Annotated in this window: 15 protein-coding genes and 1 tRNA gene; 7 read left to right on the forward strand and 9 right to left on the reverse strand. The window is 33.4% G+C overall.

Annotated elements, in window-relative coordinates; genetic code table 11:
- The first annotated feature begins 105 nt into the window (after positions 1-105).
- From EV697_RS01800 to mreD, 3 genes are read left to right on the forward strand one after another with little or no spacing between them, the layout of a single operon-like run.
- Complete coding sequence (locus EV697_RS01800) at positions 106-1161, forward strand: rod shape-determining protein (RefSeq protein ID WP_132021937.1); 1056 nt, start codon at positions 106-108, stop codon at positions 1159-1161.
- A gap of 60 nt (positions 1162-1221) precedes the next feature.
- Positions 1222-2289, forward strand: a complete 1068-nt coding sequence (gene mreC / locus EV697_RS01805) for a rod shape-determining protein MreC (RefSeq protein ID WP_132021939.1) — start codon at positions 1222-1224, stop codon at positions 2287-2289.
- Entirely contained in the window at positions 2289-2777 is a 489-nt protein-coding gene (mreD, locus tag EV697_RS01810; RefSeq protein WP_132021941.1) for a rod shape-determining protein MreD, read from the forward strand. Before mreC ends, mreD begins: the two co-directional genes overlap by 1 nt.
- Here the strand turns inward: mreD and lnt are convergent.
- From lnt to galT, 5 genes are all read right to left on the reverse strand, one after another.
- Positions 2769-4310 (reverse strand): apolipoprotein N-acyltransferase, encoded by a 1542-nt coding sequence (gene lnt / locus EV697_RS01815; protein WP_132021943.1) that lies wholly within the window; start codon positions 4308-4310, stop codon positions 2769-2771. The genes mreD and lnt overlap by 9 nt on opposite strands.
- Positions 4311-5228, reverse strand: coding sequence for a CNNM family magnesium/cobalt transport protein CorC (gene corC, locus EV697_RS01820; RefSeq protein ID WP_132021945.1), 918 nt, complete (start codon positions 5226-5228; stop codon positions 4311-4313).
- Positions 5229-5395: 167 nt separating this feature from the next.
- On the reverse strand, positions 5396-6424 hold the full coding sequence (galM, locus tag EV697_RS01825) for a galactose-1-epimerase (RefSeq protein WP_132021947.1): 1029 nt from the start codon (positions 6422-6424) through the stop codon (positions 5396-5398).
- Positions 6418-7575: a galactokinase gene (galK, locus tag EV697_RS01830; protein WP_132021949.1), complete on the reverse strand. Its 1158-nt coding sequence runs from the start codon at positions 7573-7575 to the stop codon at positions 6418-6420. Before galK ends, galM begins: the two co-directional genes overlap by 7 nt.
- Positions 7576-7624: 49 nt before the next feature.
- Positions 7625-8677, reverse strand: coding sequence for a galactose-1-phosphate uridylyltransferase (gene galT, locus EV697_RS01835; protein ID WP_132021951.1), 1053 nt, complete (start codon positions 8675-8677; stop codon positions 7625-7627).
- 209 nt (positions 8678-8886) lie between these two features.
- On the opposite strand from galT, the gene EV697_RS01840 reads away from it, so the two are divergent.
- From EV697_RS01840 to mglC, 4 genes are all read left to right on the forward strand, one after another.
- A complete protein-coding gene (locus EV697_RS01840) occupies positions 8887-9894 on the forward strand; it encodes a substrate-binding domain-containing protein (protein ID WP_132021953.1) in 1008 nt (335 codons plus the stop codon).
- A gap of 175 nt (positions 9895-10069) precedes the next feature.
- Positions 10070-11062: a galactose/glucose ABC transporter substrate-binding protein MglB gene (gene mglB, locus EV697_RS01845; RefSeq protein ID WP_132021955.1), complete on the forward strand. Its 993-nt coding sequence runs from the start codon at positions 10070-10072 to the stop codon at positions 11060-11062.
- A gap of 54 nt (positions 11063-11116) precedes the next feature.
- A complete protein-coding gene (gene mglA, locus EV697_RS01850) occupies positions 11117-12637 on the forward strand; it encodes a galactose/methyl galactoside ABC transporter ATP-binding protein MglA (RefSeq protein ID WP_132021957.1) in 1521 nt (506 codons plus the stop codon).
- A gap of 20 nt (positions 12638-12657) precedes the next feature.
- Positions 12658-13668, forward strand: a complete 1011-nt coding sequence (gene mglC / locus EV697_RS01855) for a galactose/methyl galactoside ABC transporter permease MglC (RefSeq protein ID WP_132021959.1) — start codon at positions 12658-12660, stop codon at positions 13666-13668.
- Between the two features lie 109 nt (positions 13669-13777).
- Here mglC and EV697_RS01860 read toward each other — a convergent pair whose 3' ends face one another.
- From EV697_RS01860 to EV697_RS01875, 4 genes are all read right to left on the reverse strand, one after another.
- A complete protein-coding gene (locus EV697_RS01860) occupies positions 13778-14917 on the reverse strand; it encodes a glycerate kinase (protein WP_132021961.1) in 1140 nt (379 codons plus the stop codon).
- A gap of 251 nt (positions 14918-15168) precedes the next feature.
- Positions 15169-15254, reverse strand: a tRNA-Leu gene (locus EV697_RS01865).
- Positions 15255-15274: 20 nt separating this feature from the next.
- A complete protein-coding gene (gene secG, locus EV697_RS01870) occupies positions 15275-15625 on the reverse strand; it encodes a preprotein translocase subunit SecG (RefSeq protein ID WP_132021963.1) in 351 nt (116 codons plus the stop codon).
- Positions 15626-15914: 289 nt separating this feature from the next.
- Positions 15915-16580: DUF2238 domain-containing protein (locus EV697_RS01875; RefSeq protein ID WP_243694775.1), on the reverse strand; the 666-nt coding region annotated here is incomplete at its 5' end.

Here is a 16580-nt window from a genome sequence, read left to right on the forward strand (position 1 = left end):
GTCTAAAAAAATCTGTTATAAAGTGCTTTTTTTTGTTACATTTAACACAATTTTCTGGAACTCAATACTGAGTTTTTTATATACAAATTATTTTATGGAATTCCTATGTTATTTAAAAAAATTCGCGGTTTATTTTCTAATGATCTTTCTATTGATTTAGGTACAGCAAATACACTGATTTACGTGAAAGGGCAAGGTATTGTTTTAGATGAACCATCTGTTGTCGCTATTCGTAAAGATAGAAGCGGTTCATTAAAAAGTATTGCTTCTGTCGGTCGAGATGCAAAATTAATGTTAGGGCGTACACCAAAAAGTATTGAAGCGATTCGTCCTATGAAGGACGGCGTAATTGCTGATTTCTTTGTAACAGAAAAAATGTTGCAATATTTCATTAAGCAAGTCCATAGTGGCAATTTTATGCGTCCTAGTCCGCGTGTTCTAGTTTGCGTACCTGCTGGAGCGACACAAGTAGAGCGTCGTGCTATCCGAGAATCAGCTATTGGAGCAGGGGCTCGTGAGGTGTATTTAATTGAAGAACCTATGGCTGCTGCTATTGGTGCAAAACTTCCCGTTTCAACGGCAACAGGATCAATGGTTATTGATATTGGTGGTGGTACAACAGAAGTTGCGGTTATTTCATTGAATGGTATCGTATATTCTTCTTCTGTTCGTATCGGTGGCGATCGTTTTGATGAAGCGATCGTTTCTTACGTACGTCGTACGTTTGGGTCGATTATTGGCGAGCCAACAGCAGAGAGAATCAAAAAGGAAATAGGTCTAGCTTACATTCAAAATGATGATGAAGTGCTTGAGATGGAAGTACATGGACATAATTTAGCTGAAGGCGCACCTAGAACTTTTAAATTAACATCTCGCGATATTTTAGAGGCATTAAAACAGCCGTTAAATGGTATTGTTACGGCAGTTTCTACTGCGTTAGAAGAATGTCAACCAGAACATGCAGCGGATATTTTTGAGCGTGGTATGGTATTAACTGGTGGTGGAGCATTATTACGCAATATTGATATTTTATTATCTAAGGAAACAGGGGTTCCTGTTATCATTGGTGAAGATCCACTAACTTGTGTAGCAAGAGGGGGCGGAGAAGCTCTTGAGATGATTGATATGCATGGTGGTGATATCTTTAGTGATGAAATTTAGTAATAACATTGTTTATGATATATCTGTTATATCATCATGATTAAGTTAGTATAAGCTATTATGAAACCCATATTCGGCTCGGATTCACCCTTAGGGCTTCGTTTAATTATTGCCGTTATTTTTTCTATTTCATTAATTATATTTGATGGAAAAAAGACTGACACAATGATTAAATTACGGAGTTTTTTGGAAACTTCGGTAAGTAGTTTATATTACTTTGCAAATGCACCAAGAATAGTATTAGATGGTTTGTCAACTAATTTAGTTGATACTAATAAATTACAAATTGAAAATGAAGTATTAAGAGAGCAGTTACGAAAAACAAATGCCGATCTTTTAATTCTCGATCAACTAAGTGTAGAAAATCAACGTTTACGTTTATTGCTTAATTCCCCTTTAAGAACAGATGAATACAAGAAAATAGGTGAGGTTTTAACTGCTGAAACAGATATTTATCGTCAACAAGTTATTATCAATCAAGGGGAAAAAGATGGGGCTTATGTTGGCCAGCCAATTATTGATGATAAAGGGATTGTCGGACAAATAATCTCGGTAGGACGTGATACAAGCCGAGTGCTTTTATTGACCGATATTACCCATTCTATTCCAGTACAAATATTACGTAATGATGTACGAGTTATTGCAAGTGGTACAGGTCGTAGCGATGAATTAACATTAGATAATGTTCCGCGTTCTGTTGATATTGTTAAAGGAGACCTTTTAGTTACTTCTGGATTAGGTGGACGCTTTTTAGAAGGTTACCCTGTCGCTATTGTCCAAAGTGTTTCTCGTGATGGTAATAATTATTTCGCAACAATAGTGGCAAAGCCTTTAGCTTCTCTTGATAGATTGCGTTACATTCTATTATTATGGCCGACTAAAGAAGATATGCATAAAGCTCAATCTATTACCCCTGAAATGGTACGTGAGGCCGTTCAACAGCGTTTGGAGCTTCAAGGTTCAGAGGGAAATAGGGTTAAAAAAACGCTAGTTTTAGAGGAAAATAAAACGAATGTGCCACAAATTTCAGACTCTAAAGAAAATAATGATACAGAATTTACGCCAGTAGAAGATATTATACCTTCTAATATTGATAATAATATACAACAATATAGAGAGGAAGATTAGTGAAAGGGCATTCTTTAATTCAACTTTTTGTTGTTGTAAGTCTTTTTATTATTACCTTAGTTCTTGAAATTGCACCTTGGCCTATTTCTTTGCATAATTTTAAACCATCTTGGTTGATATTAGTTTTAACTTATTGGGTATTAGCTATTCCTAATAGGCTAAGCATTGGTACTGGATTTATTTTAGGTATTCTTTGGGATGTAACATTAGGTTCTGTTCTTGGCGTTCATGCTTTAGTTTTATCTATTTTTACATATTTAATCGCAAAAAATCATAGAATATTACGCAATATGTCTTTATGGTTTCAAAGTTTATTGATGATATTATTTGTTTTTATGCTTCGTTTTAGTATTTTCATGATTGATTTGTTTTTAAATAACGCATTTTTTGAGTGGCAAATTATTTGGGGAGCAATGATAAGTGGGCTTCTCTGGCCTTGGATTTTTCTACTATTAAGAAAGATTAGACGTTATTTAAATTTAAGATAAATTAATCCTATGTAATTTTCTTGTTACATATATTCCGATAATATGCTGTATTATCCATATCACTATTAATAAATATAATGGAATATTGCCTAGTACTGAATAAGGCGTTTTTCCCTTTGTTGTAAAGATCTCATGAGTTAAACTTGTTTCGATAAATTGTGGTGCTTGAGATATTATTTTTCCTTGGGCATTGATAAATGCAGTAATTCCTGTATTTGTTGCTCTAATTACTGGTTTCCCTAGTTCTAAAGCACGCATTCTTGCCATTTGTAAATGCTGCCATGGACCAATACTGTCACCAAACCAGGCATCATTGGATAAGGTTAGAATAAAATCGCTATCTTTTGTGATATTTTCTTGTAATTGTTTACCAAAAATTATTTCATAACAAATAGCTGGGGTAAATTTAAAGTTTTTAGCTAAGAAGTGCGGTTGAATTTCACTACCACTTTGAAAGTTTGACATCGGTAAATTAAAGACATTCCCTAATGGTCTTAGGATTGTTTCAATAGGGACATATTCTCCAAATGGCACAAGGTGATGTTTGATATAGCGATTTTCTGTTGTTAAATTATAAGGTAAGTCTTGTTTGCCAATATTTATCATGGAATTAAATAATTTATTAGTTGTTGTATTATGATAAATAGATCCAATAATTATTTCGGTGTTAGACTTTTCAGCTGCCTCTTGTAATCCAGTTAAAAAAGGCTGAATATTATTTTCAGTTGTTGGAAAGGCTGCTTCGGGTAAAATGATGATATCAGTCTTTCCGAGTGAATTGGCTATCAATCTTTGATATATATCCATTGTATTAAAAAAGTATTCTGGATCCCATTTTAGTTGTTGCGCTATATTGCCTTGTAATAGTGTTACCTTAGTACTTTTTTGTTGATTTTCTTCTGTAAATTTTATTGAAGAAGAAAAATATGCACTTGTTACCACCAAGAATAAGATAACAATATGTGTTAAAATAATAGGATGTGTTTTAGGATTACTTATTATAGAGGTGCAAAGTTGTAATAGGACAGCACTGACCCATACAGTAAAAAATGTTAATCCTTCTACACCAAAAATTGGTGCGATACCATTGAAAGGACTATCAATTTGTGTATAACCAAATTGTAGCCAAGGAAATCCTGTAAATATTGTGCCTCTTAGGTATTCTGTAATAATCCAAACAGAAGGGATAAGAGCTAAGTTATTTATTTTAAATTTTTGGATGATATAGGTAAATAACAGAGGATATAGTGAGAGATAAGCAGAAAGCAGTATTACTAACGCATAACTAATAAAAATAGGCGTACCACCAAATTGATGGATACTAACATTTAGCCAATTTATACCGATACTAAAGTAGGCAAGTCCCCAGAAAAAACTACCGATAAGTGCGGTCTTTTTATGAGGATTTTTAGCAATCCAAATTAACCCGCATAATGATATATAAGCAATTATCCAAATATCAAAAGGGGAGTAAGCAAAAACGCCAATTCCCCCTGTTATTAGGGCAAGAATATAAACTACGTAGGATCTCATTTATGCTTCTTTTGATTCATCAGAATTATTTTTATCTACTGCTATATCAGTAATATCGGGAATTGTTACCCGTAATTGAATAATACGGCGACTATCGGCAGCTGTAACCTTAAAATGAAAGTTTTGTATGATTATTTCTTCCCCTCGTTTTGGTAAGTAGCCAAAAGCTTGCATAATTAATCCACCAATAGTATCAACTTCTTCATCTTCAAATTGGGTATTGAATTGTTCATTGAAATCTTCTATATCAGTTAATGCTTTGATAGCGTAAGTGTGACGAGATAGTTGTCGGATATCCATTGTATCTTCTTCGTCAAATTCATCTTCAATATCGCCTACAATTTGTTCTAATATGTCTTCGATAGTGACTAAACCTGAAACTGCACCAAATTCATCAACAACAATCGCCATATGAAAACGCTCAGAACGAAAATCTTTTAGCATTCTATCGACACGCTTACTTTCAGGAACGATAACAGCAGGGCGTAGTAATTGTAATAAATTGAATTCTTCTGCATTTTTTCTTAAGAATGCAAGAAGTTCTTTAGCATGTAAAATTCCAGCAACATTATCTCTCTCATCAGTAATAACAGGGAAACGAGAATGGGCTGAAGTTATAATTGTATCAAGGCAAGAATCTAAATTCTGATTCATTTCAAGAAATACTATTTGGGAGCGTGGTATCATGATGTCCCTTACTCGTAATTCAGCAATTTCCATGACACCTTCAATCATTTCTCGGGTATTTTGATCGATAAGTTCATTCTGCTCAGAATCACGGATAACCTCAACCAGTTCTTTTCTGTTTTTTAATTCGCCTTGGAAAAATCGTCCAAAAATTGATTGTAGAAAAGATTTGTTATGATGTGATTTGTCTTTTTCAGTTGATATATCAGTTAAATTTTCTTGAGTATTCATATTTAAATATTTTCTATTTTATGTATTAAATTATTTTCAGCGAAAAATTAGCATATTTTCAAGCTAATGACTAGCATATGTTCTGCTTTTATAAAAATAATAGCGTTAATTTGTTATCTTATCGTGTTAATTCATAAAAATTAAAAGTTAATTAAAATAAATGAACTTTACTTGATGAATATCTGATAGCTCGTCCAATGGTGATATTTTTCATTTGCTTTGATTATTCCACCAAATTTATACCATTCAGGGTGATTTGGTGTATCAGGCAGTGCTTGTGTTTCTAAAGCAATACCAGAATAATCATAATAATGTTTACCTATACGGTTAATTGTTCCTTCAAGATAATTTCCGGTATAAATTTGAATTGCTGGTTGTGATGTTTTGATACAAAGTGAGATTTTTTCATCTGACGAAGTTAATTTCACACTTGGTTGCTCATGATTTTTAGCCAGTAAAAACGAGTGATCATAGCCTTTGGTAATTGTTTGCTCTTCTTTTAAAAAGTCCTGTCCTATTAATTTTTCTTGGTTAAAATCAAAACTTGTATTTTTAACTAATTTTAATGGTGCGTTAGGAATACCTTGAGAATCAACAGGCAAAAAATAGTCGGCAGATAATTGTAACTTGTGATGACGAATATCTGTTCCTTGCTCAGCGTTATCTAAGTTAAAGTAAGCGTGATTAGTTAAATTAAGTGGTGTATCTTGATCACTTTCCGCATTGAACTCAATTTTGATACCATTTTTTTCCAGTATATAGGTAACAAATACTTTTACATTGCCAGGAAAACCTTGCTCGCCATTAATTGAGAAATGTGAAAATTGTATAAAATTCTCACCGCACTTTTCTATGTTCCAACGAATTTTATCAAAGCCTTTTGGACCGCCATGAAGTTGATGCTGATCTTGATTAGCATTTAATAAATAGCTTTTACCATTTATTTCAAATTGACTATTGGCGATACGGTTTGCATAACGCCCAATAGTAGCGCCCATATAAACAGACTGCTTATCATAATTATTTGGTAAGCAACCTAACAGTATTTCTCGGTAATTTTCTTCTATTTTTACTTTATAAGAGAGCCAAGTGGCTCCCCAATCCATTACTTGAATAGATATGTTATCTAAACTAAGAGTAAAAATATTGAATGGTTTACCATCAGGTGCTATTCCTTGGTTAATTTTTTCTAGCATACAACTACTCCTTGAGATGCGGTGCATACATAGAAATCTTCTTTTAAACCTGTTTGTTTTTCATAGTTCTCGGAGATAATTTGACGAACCGCCTCTACTTTATCTAATGGTGCTAGAGCAACAATACAACCTCCAAATCCACCACCAGTCATTCTTGCGCCACCTTTATTTCCAATGACTAATTGTGCTAATTCAACAAGATAGTCAATTTGTGGAACAGTAATTTCAAAATCATCACGCATAGAATCATGAGATTCACCCATTAACTTGCCTAAGCGAGTAATATCACCTTGTTTTAAGGCTTCAACAGCTTCAAGTACGCGTTGATTTTCAGTGATAACGTGTCTTGCCCGTTTTGCCACTTTTTCATCTAAAGCGATAAGTTCATTTTCTCGTTGTTTAAAGGTTTCAATAGAAACATCTCTTAGGGCTTTTACCCCAAAAAATTTAGCGGCTATTTCACATTGTTGACGACGTTCATTATATTCGCCTGCCACAAGATCGTGTTTTACATGAGAGTTGACAATCATTACGGCAATATTATGAGGAACAGGTGTTGGGATAGTATCAAGGCTACGGCAGTCAATCATTAATAAATGATCTTTTTGACCAAGTGCAGAGATAAGCTGATCCATATTCCCACACTGGCAACCAACAAACTGATTTTCAGCCTTTTGACCAACTAAGGCTATTTCTGTATTGGAAATTGGGAGATTAGCTAATTGTTGACAAAATTTACCGATAGCGACCTCTAAGGAAGCAGATGAGCTTAACCCTGCGGAAAGTGGAACATTTCCACTAATCACTAAATCAGCACCTTGTTTAAAATCTGGACAAGATTCTTGAATAAATTTAACTACACCACGAACATAGCCTGTCCATTTTTCTTTTGGATTAACTGTAATTTCTTCTGCTAAAGAAAATTCATCAAATTGTTTTAAATCAGAAGCATACACTTTGAAAATACTATCATCACGTTTTGCTCCACTTATTGCCGTACCATAATTGATAGCACATGGCATAACAAATCCATCGTTATAGTCGGTATGTTCACCAATAATATTAACTCTACCAGGAGCGTACACATTTAAAGTAGAAGTGCGGTTAAATTTTTCTTTGAATATTTGTTTTGCTAATTCTTGTGGGCTCATACAATCTCTCCAATATAAAATTATTTTCTATAATAAATTAGTTAAGTGATTATGAACGTTCTTTATAGTGAACACCACTTAAATTTCTCAATCTTTCTGCGGCTTGTTCAGCGGTAAGATCTCGTTGACTTTCCCCTAGCATTTCGTAACCAACCATAAATTTACGCACTGTTGCAGAGCGTAATAATGGTGGATAGAAATGGGCATGTAATTGCCAATGGTTATTTTCCTGACCATTAAATGGCGCAGCATGAAATCCCATTGAATAAGGGAAGGAAGTTTCAAATAAATTATCATATTTGGTTGTTAATTTTTTGAGTATAACAGCGAGATCTTTTGCTTGCTCTTTCGTTAAATCAGTTAATCTTTTTATATGTTTTTTTGGTAATAATAATGTTTCAAATGGCCAAACAGCCCAATAAGGAACAACAACAACCCAATGTTTAGTTTCTACAACAATACGCTCTTTTTTCTCTAATTCACGTTGTACATAGTCCATGAGTAAAACAGAGCCATATTTTTGTTGATAGTTATATTGTGCTTTATCTGTACGAGCGACTTCACTTGGTAAAAAACTATTTGCCCAAATTTGTCCATGTGGATGAGGATTTGAGCAACCCATAGCGGCTCCTTTGTTTTCAAAAATTTGTACCCATTGGTATTTTTTTCCTAATTCTGTTAATTGTTCTTGCCATACTTTAATGACTTCATAAATTTCATTTTCAGAGAGTAATGGTAATGTTTTACTGTGGTCTGGTGAGAAACAAATAACACGACTTTCACCTCTAGCTTCGCTTGCTTGAAAGAGTGGATCATCAGAAATTGGTGGCGTTGGTGTATCTGCTAAGAGTGCAGAAAAATCATTTTTAAACACATAAGGTTTTTTATAATCAGGATTTTGTTCACCTGTAATTCGTTTGTTACTAGGACAAAGATAGCAAGTTGGATCATAGTTTGGTTTTTCTTCATCAGAAGTTTTTTCTTGTTGTCCTTGCCAAGGGCGTTTTGCTCTATGCGGTGATACCAAAACCCACTGTTCTGTTAAAGGATTATAACGACGATGTGGATGATCTGTTGGAATAAATATATCTAAAGAATCCATAATATCTCTCCATTTAATGTAAACGATTACAAAATTTTCTAAAATATTAACATAATATAATATATCGGATCTGTTAAGTAGATCACATATTGTAGTTGTAGTAGTAGACAGAGAGAATTTATTATGTAATAAATTGCCAAGTAATTTTTAGAAAACGTTTTCAGATAAAAGTGAATTGATTTCACGGTTTTAGTATGAGGCTAAATAATATGATAACGATACACGATGTCGCCAAAAAAGCAGGAGTTTCTGTTGCCACAGTTTCTCGTGTACTAAATAAGAACAATTCTGTTAGCGAAAAAGCATGTATTGCTGTTAAAAAAGCGGTTATTGAACTGAATTATCATCCAAATGCTAACGCAAAAGCATTAGTTCAGAATAAAACGGATACTGTTGGTGTGGTTGTTACTGATGTAGCCGATCCATTCTTTGCTATTTTAGTGAAATCTGTTGATAAAGTTGCTGATGAACATCATAAAAGTATATTGATAGGTATTGGTTACCATAATGAATTGAAAGAGAGAGAAGCAATAGAAACATTATTAAGAAAGCGTTGCACTTGTCTTGTCGTGCATTCAAAGGCACTAAGCGATCGAGAATTAGGGGAATATCTTGATAAGATACCTGGAATGGTCGTGATCAACCGTATTATTGAAGGTTATGAAAATCGTTGCGTGAGTTTAAATAATAGTAAAGGTAGTTTTATTGCTACAGAAATGTTGATAAAACAAAAACATCAGCATATTGCTTATATTGGCTCTAATCATAAGATAACAGATGAATTTGAAAGATTAAATGGTTATTTATCTGCATTAAAGACACATAATATTCCTATCGTAGAAAATGCTATTGTCCATAATACCCCTGATTTTGAAGGGGGTGAAAAAGCAATGATTGAATTATTAAGCTATAATGCTAATTTAACAGCGGTTGTTGCTTATAATGATACGATGGCAGCTGGCGCTATTTCTATTCTAAATGAAAATAATATACAAGTTCCACAACAATTTTCTATCGTTGGTTTTGATGATATGCCAATTTCTCGTTATTTAATACCAAAATTAACAACTATTCGTTATCCCATTGATTTAATGGCTACTTATGCGGCTAATCTTGCATTAAGTTTAGTTGATGAGGATATTAATACTCCTGTTGTCAGTAAATTCAACCCAACTTTAGTTAGACGTTTTTCTACTGGGATATGTCATAAAGTGTGATCTACTCTACAAATTAATTAAAATAAATGTAATCGTTTACATAAATGTGAAATAGATCACAGACTAAATGATTTTTTTCTTATAGGCTATACGTAGAGTTACTTAGGGATCAGAATTTGATTTTGCTATAGGTAATTGAAAATCACAAATTAATTCACTTTATTAGGAGAATTTTATGAAAAAGACAGTATTAAGTGCAGTCGCATTAGCTGTGGGGTTAGGTTCTATCGTATCTTCTGCTCAAGCAGCGGATCGTGTCGGTGTTACTATTTATAAATATGATGATAATTTTATGGCTCTTATGCGTCAAGAAATTGAAAAAGAAGCAGCAAATCATAAAAGTATTGAATTATTGATGAATGACTCTCAAAATTCTCAATCTGTTCAAAATGATCAAATTGATGTTCTTATTTCTAAGGGCGTAAAAACATTAGCGATTAATTTGGTGGATCCAGCCGCTGCGCCTACAATTATTAGAAAAGCAAAACGTGATGATATTCCTGTTATTTTCTTCAATAAAGATCCTGGTGAAAAGGCGATTGCTAGCTATCCAAAAGCTTATTATGTAGGAACGAATCCTCAAGAATCTGGCGTAATTCAAGGTGATTTAGTCGCTAAACATTGGAAATCTCATCCTGAATATGATTTGAATAAAGATGGCAAAATCCAATATGTATTATTAAAAGGTGAACCAGGACATCCAGATGCTGAAGCTCGTACAAAATACGTTATTGAGCAACTTAATTCATTAGGTATCCAAACTGAAGAATTATTTAATGATACAGCGATGTGGGATGCTGCGATGGCTAAAGATAAAACTGATGCTTGGTTATCAAGTTCAAAAGCAAAAGATATTGAGGTTATCATCGCTAATAACGATGGTATGGCAATGGGTGCTTTAGAAGCGACCAAGGCACATGGTAAGAAACTACCAATTTTTGGTGTCGATGCATTACCTGAAGTACTACAATTAATCCAAAAAGGTGAAGTTGCAGGAACTGTATTGAATGATGGTGTTGGTCAAGGTCAAGCTATTGTTCAGTTATCTGATAATTTAGCCGCTGGTAAGCCAGCAACTGAAGGGACTAAATGGCAGTTAAAAGACCGTGTTGTTCGTATTCCATATGTTGGAGTAGATAAAGATAATCTTTCTGAATTTCTAAAATAATAGTTGTAAGTTAACGGGGGAGAGATATCTCCCCTATTTTATGTGAGGTTGGATATGACTGTACAAACTCCAAATCAAGAGAAAGAAGTTCTGCTTCAGATGACTAATGTTTGCAAGAGTTTTCCTGGAGTGAAGGCGCTTGATAATGCAAATCTTACTGTAAAATCTTATTCCGTTCATGCGTTGATGGGGGAGAATGGAGCAGGAAAATCGACATTATTAAAATGTTTATTTGGTATTTATGCAAAAGATGAAGGTGAAATACTTTTTTTAGGTAAGCCTGTTGATTTTAAAACGTCAAAGGAAGCACTTGAAAATGGTATTTCTATGGTGCATCAAGAATTAAATTTGGTTCGTCAAAGTAGCGTGATGGATAATTTGTGGCTAGGACGTTATCCATTAAAAGCTGGGTTCGTTGATCACGCAAAAATGTATAAAGATACCAAAGCGATTTTTGATGAATTAGACATAAATGTTGATCCTAAAGAAAAAGTATCAAAGTTATCTGTATCTCAAATGCAGATGATCGAAATAGCCAAAGCATTTTCTTATAATGCCAAAATCGTCATTATGGATGAGCCAACCTCTTCATTATCTGAGAAAGAAGTCGATCATTTATTTAAAATTATCGAAAAGTTAAAACAGCGTGGTTGTGGCATTATTTATATTTCTCACAAAATGGATGAGATTTTCAAAATCTGTGATGAAGTAACCATTTTGCGTGATGGAAAATGGATTAATACTGTGTCAGTTCAAGATACCACAATGAATGATATTGTCGCAATGATGGTTGGACGAGAACTAACACAACGTTTTCCTGAAAAAACAAATGAACCAAAAGAGGTTATTTTAGAGGTTGAAAATCTGACAGCACTTAATCAACCTTCTATTCAAGATGTTAGTTTTGAATTACGAAAAGGCGAAATTTTAGGTGTTGCGGGATTAGTTGGTGCGAGACGTACGGATATTGTAGAAACTATTTTTGGGGTTCGTGAACGTCAATCAGGAACAATTAAATTACATGGTAAAACAGTAAAAAATCGTACCGCACTTGAGGCAATAAATAATGGATTTGCCCTTGTTACTGAGGAACGTCGTTCTACGGGTATTTATGCAAATTTAAGTATTGAGTTTAATTCTCTAATTTCTAATATGAAATCCTATTTAGGTAAATTTGGTTTACTGAGTAGCAAAAAAATGAGTAGTGATACTCAATGGGTAATTGATTCAATGAATGTTAAAACCCCTTCTCATAAAACGAATATTGGTTCTTTATCAGGGGGAAATCAACAAAAAGTCGTTATTGGACGTTGGTTATTGACTCAGCCCGAAATTCTTATGTTAGATGAGCCTACTCGTGGAATTGATATTGGCGCTAAATTTGAAATTTATCAACTTATTATGCAATTAGCGCAGAAAGATAAGGGAATCATAATGATTTCTTCTGAAATGCCAGAGTTATTAGGTGTGACAGATCGTATATTAGTGATGAGTAATGGAAGAATAGCTGGTATCGTGGAAACAGCAAAAACTACTCAAGAAGAAATTTTACAGCTTGCTGCAAAATATTTATAAAGAATAGAAGGAAATGTATTATGTCCAGTCTAGGAAAAAATAAATCATTAGATTTTTTTAAACAAAATGCGATTTATTTCGTATTATTAATTTTACTCGTTATCATTGTTGGTCAAGACCCTAGTTTTTTGAGTTTACGAAACTTTAGTAATATTTTGACTCAATCCTCCGTTCGTTTAATTATTGCATTGGGTGTAGCTGGGTTACTTGTGACTCAAGGTACAGACTTATCTGCTGGTCGTCAGGTTGGTTTAGCCGCTGTAGTTTCTGCTACAATGCTACAATCTATGGATAACTTTAATAAAGTTTTCCCTGATTTAGGGGAGGTACCAATCCCTGTTGTCATTTTAGTCGTTGCGGCAGTTGGTGCAGTATTAGGATTACTTAATGGATTAATTATTGCTTATCTTAATGTAACGCCATTTATTGCCACAATGGGAACAATGATTATTGTTTATGGTATTAATTCTCTCTACTATGATGCTGTTGGTTCTTCGCCAATTGCTGGATTTAATGAGAGTTTTTCTGAGTTTACTCAAGGTTTCTTCCGATTAGGTACATTTAACTTATCCTATATTACAATTTATGCGATTTTGGTCTCAGTATTCGTTTGGATTATGTGGAATAAAACTCGCTTTGGTAAAAATATCTTTGCTATTGGTGGAAATCCTGAAGCCGCAAAAGTATCAGGCGTGAATGTTGCTCGTAATCTCGTTGTTATCTATATGATTGCTGGGGCATTATATGGCTTTGGTGGTATGTTAGAAGCAGGGCGTATTGGTAGTGCGACTAATAATTTGGGTTTCTTATATGAATTAGATGCGATTGCTGCTTGCGTAGTTGGTGGAGTTTCTTTTGCTGGTGGTGTCGGTACAGTTATTGGTGTTGTAACAGGGGTATTGATTTTTACTGTTATTAACTATGGTTTAACTTATATCGGCGTAAACCCATATTGGCAATATATTATCAAAGGTAGTATCATCATTTTCGCTGTTGCGATTGACTCATTAAAATATGCGAAGAAAAAATAGTTAGTTTTAACTTAATATTTGAAAACCACCTTAATCGTGATATGCCCCCGCAAGTTGAAACAACTTTTGGGGTGCATATCAAATCGAAGGTGGTTTTTTTATAGATATATTATTGTATTAATGATAATTGGTATAGCCTAGCAATATTCTGAGCAGTGGATATTAAATTAGATTGTGCTGATTTTAACGTTTTTTCAATTGAATTTATTTCAGTAATGATCGGAAATACTGCATCAATACCATAATCATAAACAACTTCATAATCAGACCTTAGGCTACCTACAATCGCAATAACTGGTTTATTAAATTGTTTGGCTGTTTGAGCTACACCGATAGGTGTTTTTCCTTTGATAGTTTGGCTATCCATACAACCTTCCCCAGTGATAACTAAATCAGCATCTTCAATATATTTAGGTAATGCTAATATATCAGTAATAAGTTTTATACCAGATTTTAGTTTAACATTAGGTAGAATAAATAGTCCTGCCCCCATACCACCTGCGGCACCTGCTCCAGATATTTTAGCGATAGCAAAACCAAGTTGTTGTTCAACTTGATTAGCAAAATGTTGTAACCCATTATCAAGCATTTTCACCATTTCAGGCGTAGCACCTTTCTGCGGACCAAAAATAGCAGAGGCTCCCAAACTGCCACAAAGTGGGTTACTGACGTCACAAGCTACCTCAATGCTTACTTGCTTTAGACGTGGATCAAGATTAGATATATCGATACTATCAATCTTTATTAGTGTTTCACCACCAAAACCAATAGTTTGTTGTTGGTAATCTAGAAACTTTGCACCCAATGCTTGTAACATACCGACACCAGCATCATTAGTTGCACTACCTCCAATGCCTAAAATAATTTTTTGAACACCTAAATCAAGAGCTGATTTAATTAATTCCCCAGTACCAAAACTTGTTGTTTTTAATGGATTACGCTGTTCAATCGGTACTAAATGTAGCCCAGAGGCTGCTGACATTTCAATAATTGCAGTTTTCTCATCACCAGAAAGACCAATAAAAGCATTTACTTTATTACCTAATGGAGCAGTTACTTCAATGTCAATTATTTTTCCTTGTGTTGCATCAATAAGCGATTGAACAGTTCCTTCTCCACCATCTGCCATTGGAATACAGATATATTCAGCATTTGGAAATATTTTTTTAAATCCTATTTCAATAGCCTTGGCAACTTCTAATGCGCTTAAACTTTCTTTGAAACTATCAGGTGCAATAATAATCTTCATACATATCCTTAAAATTGAGAGTTATATATTAATCCAAATAAAATATATAATGATTAGAATATAATAAAAGATTATCTCAATTTAAAAATAAAATGAATGCTAATATAGTATGAAATTTTTTGATATGGTTTTCAGTGTTATTAGAAAGTAATAATTCAGATGGGCTTAAAGGAACTTCAATAATGAGAGAATTATAAAAAAGCTAGAATCTTGTAAATTCTAGCTTTAATGAACTTTTTAAAACTTTAGATTGGTGCTCTGAGCGAGACTTGAACTCGCACGTCCTACGGACACTACCCCCTCAAGATAGCGTGTCTACCAATTCCACCATCAGAGCATATTGATTAAACTTGTTTTTTACTGTGGTATATCTGAATTTTTTTGTTGTTCTAATACCGCAGGTGCTTCAGCTGGTTTTGATACGGCTTTTTCTGCTACTTCAGATAAATTATCAAAAGTATCAACTTTCACATTATTACGGTGAGCATTGATATTACCAATGACTAAACTAATAATGAAAAAAGTTGTAGCTAGAAGTGCTGTTGTACGAGTTAGAAAGTTACCAGCACCTACAGAACCAAATACTGTACCAGATGCGCCACCACCAAAAGAAGCACCTGCATTTGCACCTTTTCCTTGTTGGATTAAAATAAAGCCAATCAATACAATTGATACAATTAGATAAATAATTAATAGTGCTTGATACATTATAGCGCTCTCTTTATGTGCGAAAAAATAATTAAAATTAACGTGCGAATGTTAACGAATATCCTAGCAAGGTGCAAGTAATTTTCAAAAAAATAAAATTAATCGTTTTAAAATCAATCAATTTTTTGACCGCACTTTTAAAGAATATTTCTATAATAGATATTTAACGACTTTATCCTAATTTGGAAATCTTTCACTGCTAAATGGACTTATTCAATTTTGTGGATTTAATTATTAGGTACAATAAAAATCCTATATTTCTATATAATTTTATTAAATTTATCTTCTATTATTTTGATTCGTTATAAATATTTTTTATTTTTTTAGCGAGCTGTTTATTATGTAATTTACTTAAACTAATCAAGGCAATTATTGCTCCTAATAAGGCATATCCCATATCAGATTGTGTATCCCAAATATAACCTTGTGTTCCCAGAAAAGCTTCAGCTGAATCGCCGAAAACTATCGTAGACCACCATTCTAGTAATTCATAAAAACCACTAAAGCCCAAACAAAACATAATAACTAAAAAATATTCCCAATTTTTTGAGTTAATAATTTTCTTTCTTATGAAAATTTCTCGCATAATAATTGCAGGGACAAAACCTTGAGCAAAATGTCCTACTTTATCGTAATTATTTCTAGTTAAATCAAATATGTCTTTTAATGTATTAAAAAATGGTACTTCAGCATAAGTATAATGCCCTCCTATCATTAAGATAGCACAATGAATTAAAATTAGTGTATAAGCTAATGTAGTAAGAGGAAAGGATTGCTCTGTTTTCCATAAGATGAATACTGCAATCAGTGCGGGTATAATTTCTAAAAACCAAGTCAAATAATCCTGAGGTTCAATTATTGACCAAGTAAATAGGCTAGAAAATATTATTATCCAAATTTTTTTTAACATATTATGATTTCTTTGCTGATAAAATATTGGGATATTATCCCTATT

This window comes from Bisgaardia hudsonensis (assembly GCF_004345785.1).
Classification (GTDB): Bacteria; Pseudomonadota; Gammaproteobacteria; order Enterobacterales; family Pasteurellaceae; genus Bisgaardia; species Bisgaardia hudsonensis.

What these genes read in the sequence shown, in the direction of transcription:
- mglB (WP_132021955.1), top strand. Translation starts at nt 10,070, where the DNA reads ATGAAAAAGACAGTATTAAGTGCAGTCGCATTAGCTGTGGGGTTAGGT.
- secG (WP_132021963.1), bottom strand. Translation starts at nt 15,625, where the DNA reads ATGTATCAAGCACTATTAATTATTTATCTAATTGTATCAATTGTATTG.
- galK (WP_132021949.1), bottom strand. Translation starts at nt 7,575, where the DNA reads ATGAGCCCACAAGAATTAGCAAAACAAATATTCAAAGAAAAATTTAAC.
- mglC (WP_132021959.1), top strand. Translation starts at nt 12,658, where the DNA reads ATGTCCAGTCTAGGAAAAAATAAATCATTAGATTTTTTTAAACAAAAT.
- corC (WP_132021945.1), bottom strand. Translation starts at nt 5,228, where the DNA reads ATGAATACTCAAGAAAATTTAACTGATATATCAACTGAAAAAGACAAA.
- mreC (WP_132021939.1), top strand. Translation starts at nt 1,222, where the DNA reads ATGAAACCCATATTCGGCTCGGATTCACCCTTAGGGCTTCGTTTAATT.
- EV697_RS01860 (WP_132021961.1), bottom strand. Translation starts at nt 14,917, where the DNA reads ATGAAGATTATTATTGCACCTGATAGTTTCAAAGAAAGTTTAAGCGCA.
- EV697_RS01840 (WP_132021953.1), top strand. Translation starts at nt 8,887, where the DNA reads ATGATAACGATACACGATGTCGCCAAAAAAGCAGGAGTTTCTGTTGCC.
- mglA (WP_132021957.1), top strand. Translation starts at nt 11,117, where the DNA reads ATGACTGTACAAACTCCAAATCAAGAGAAAGAAGTTCTGCTTCAGATG.
- galM (WP_132021947.1), bottom strand. Translation starts at nt 6,424, where the DNA reads ATGCTAGAAAAAATTAACCAAGGAATAGCACCTGATGGTAAACCATTC.
- EV697_RS01800 (WP_132021937.1), top strand. Translation starts at nt 106, where the DNA reads ATGTTATTTAAAAAAATTCGCGGTTTATTTTCTAATGATCTTTCTATT.
- galT (WP_132021951.1), bottom strand. Translation starts at nt 8,677, where the DNA reads ATGGATTCTTTAGATATATTTATTCCAACAGATCATCCACATCGTCGT.
- lnt (WP_132021943.1), bottom strand. Translation starts at nt 4,310, where the DNA reads ATGAGATCCTACGTAGTTTATATTCTTGCCCTAATAACAGGGGGAATT.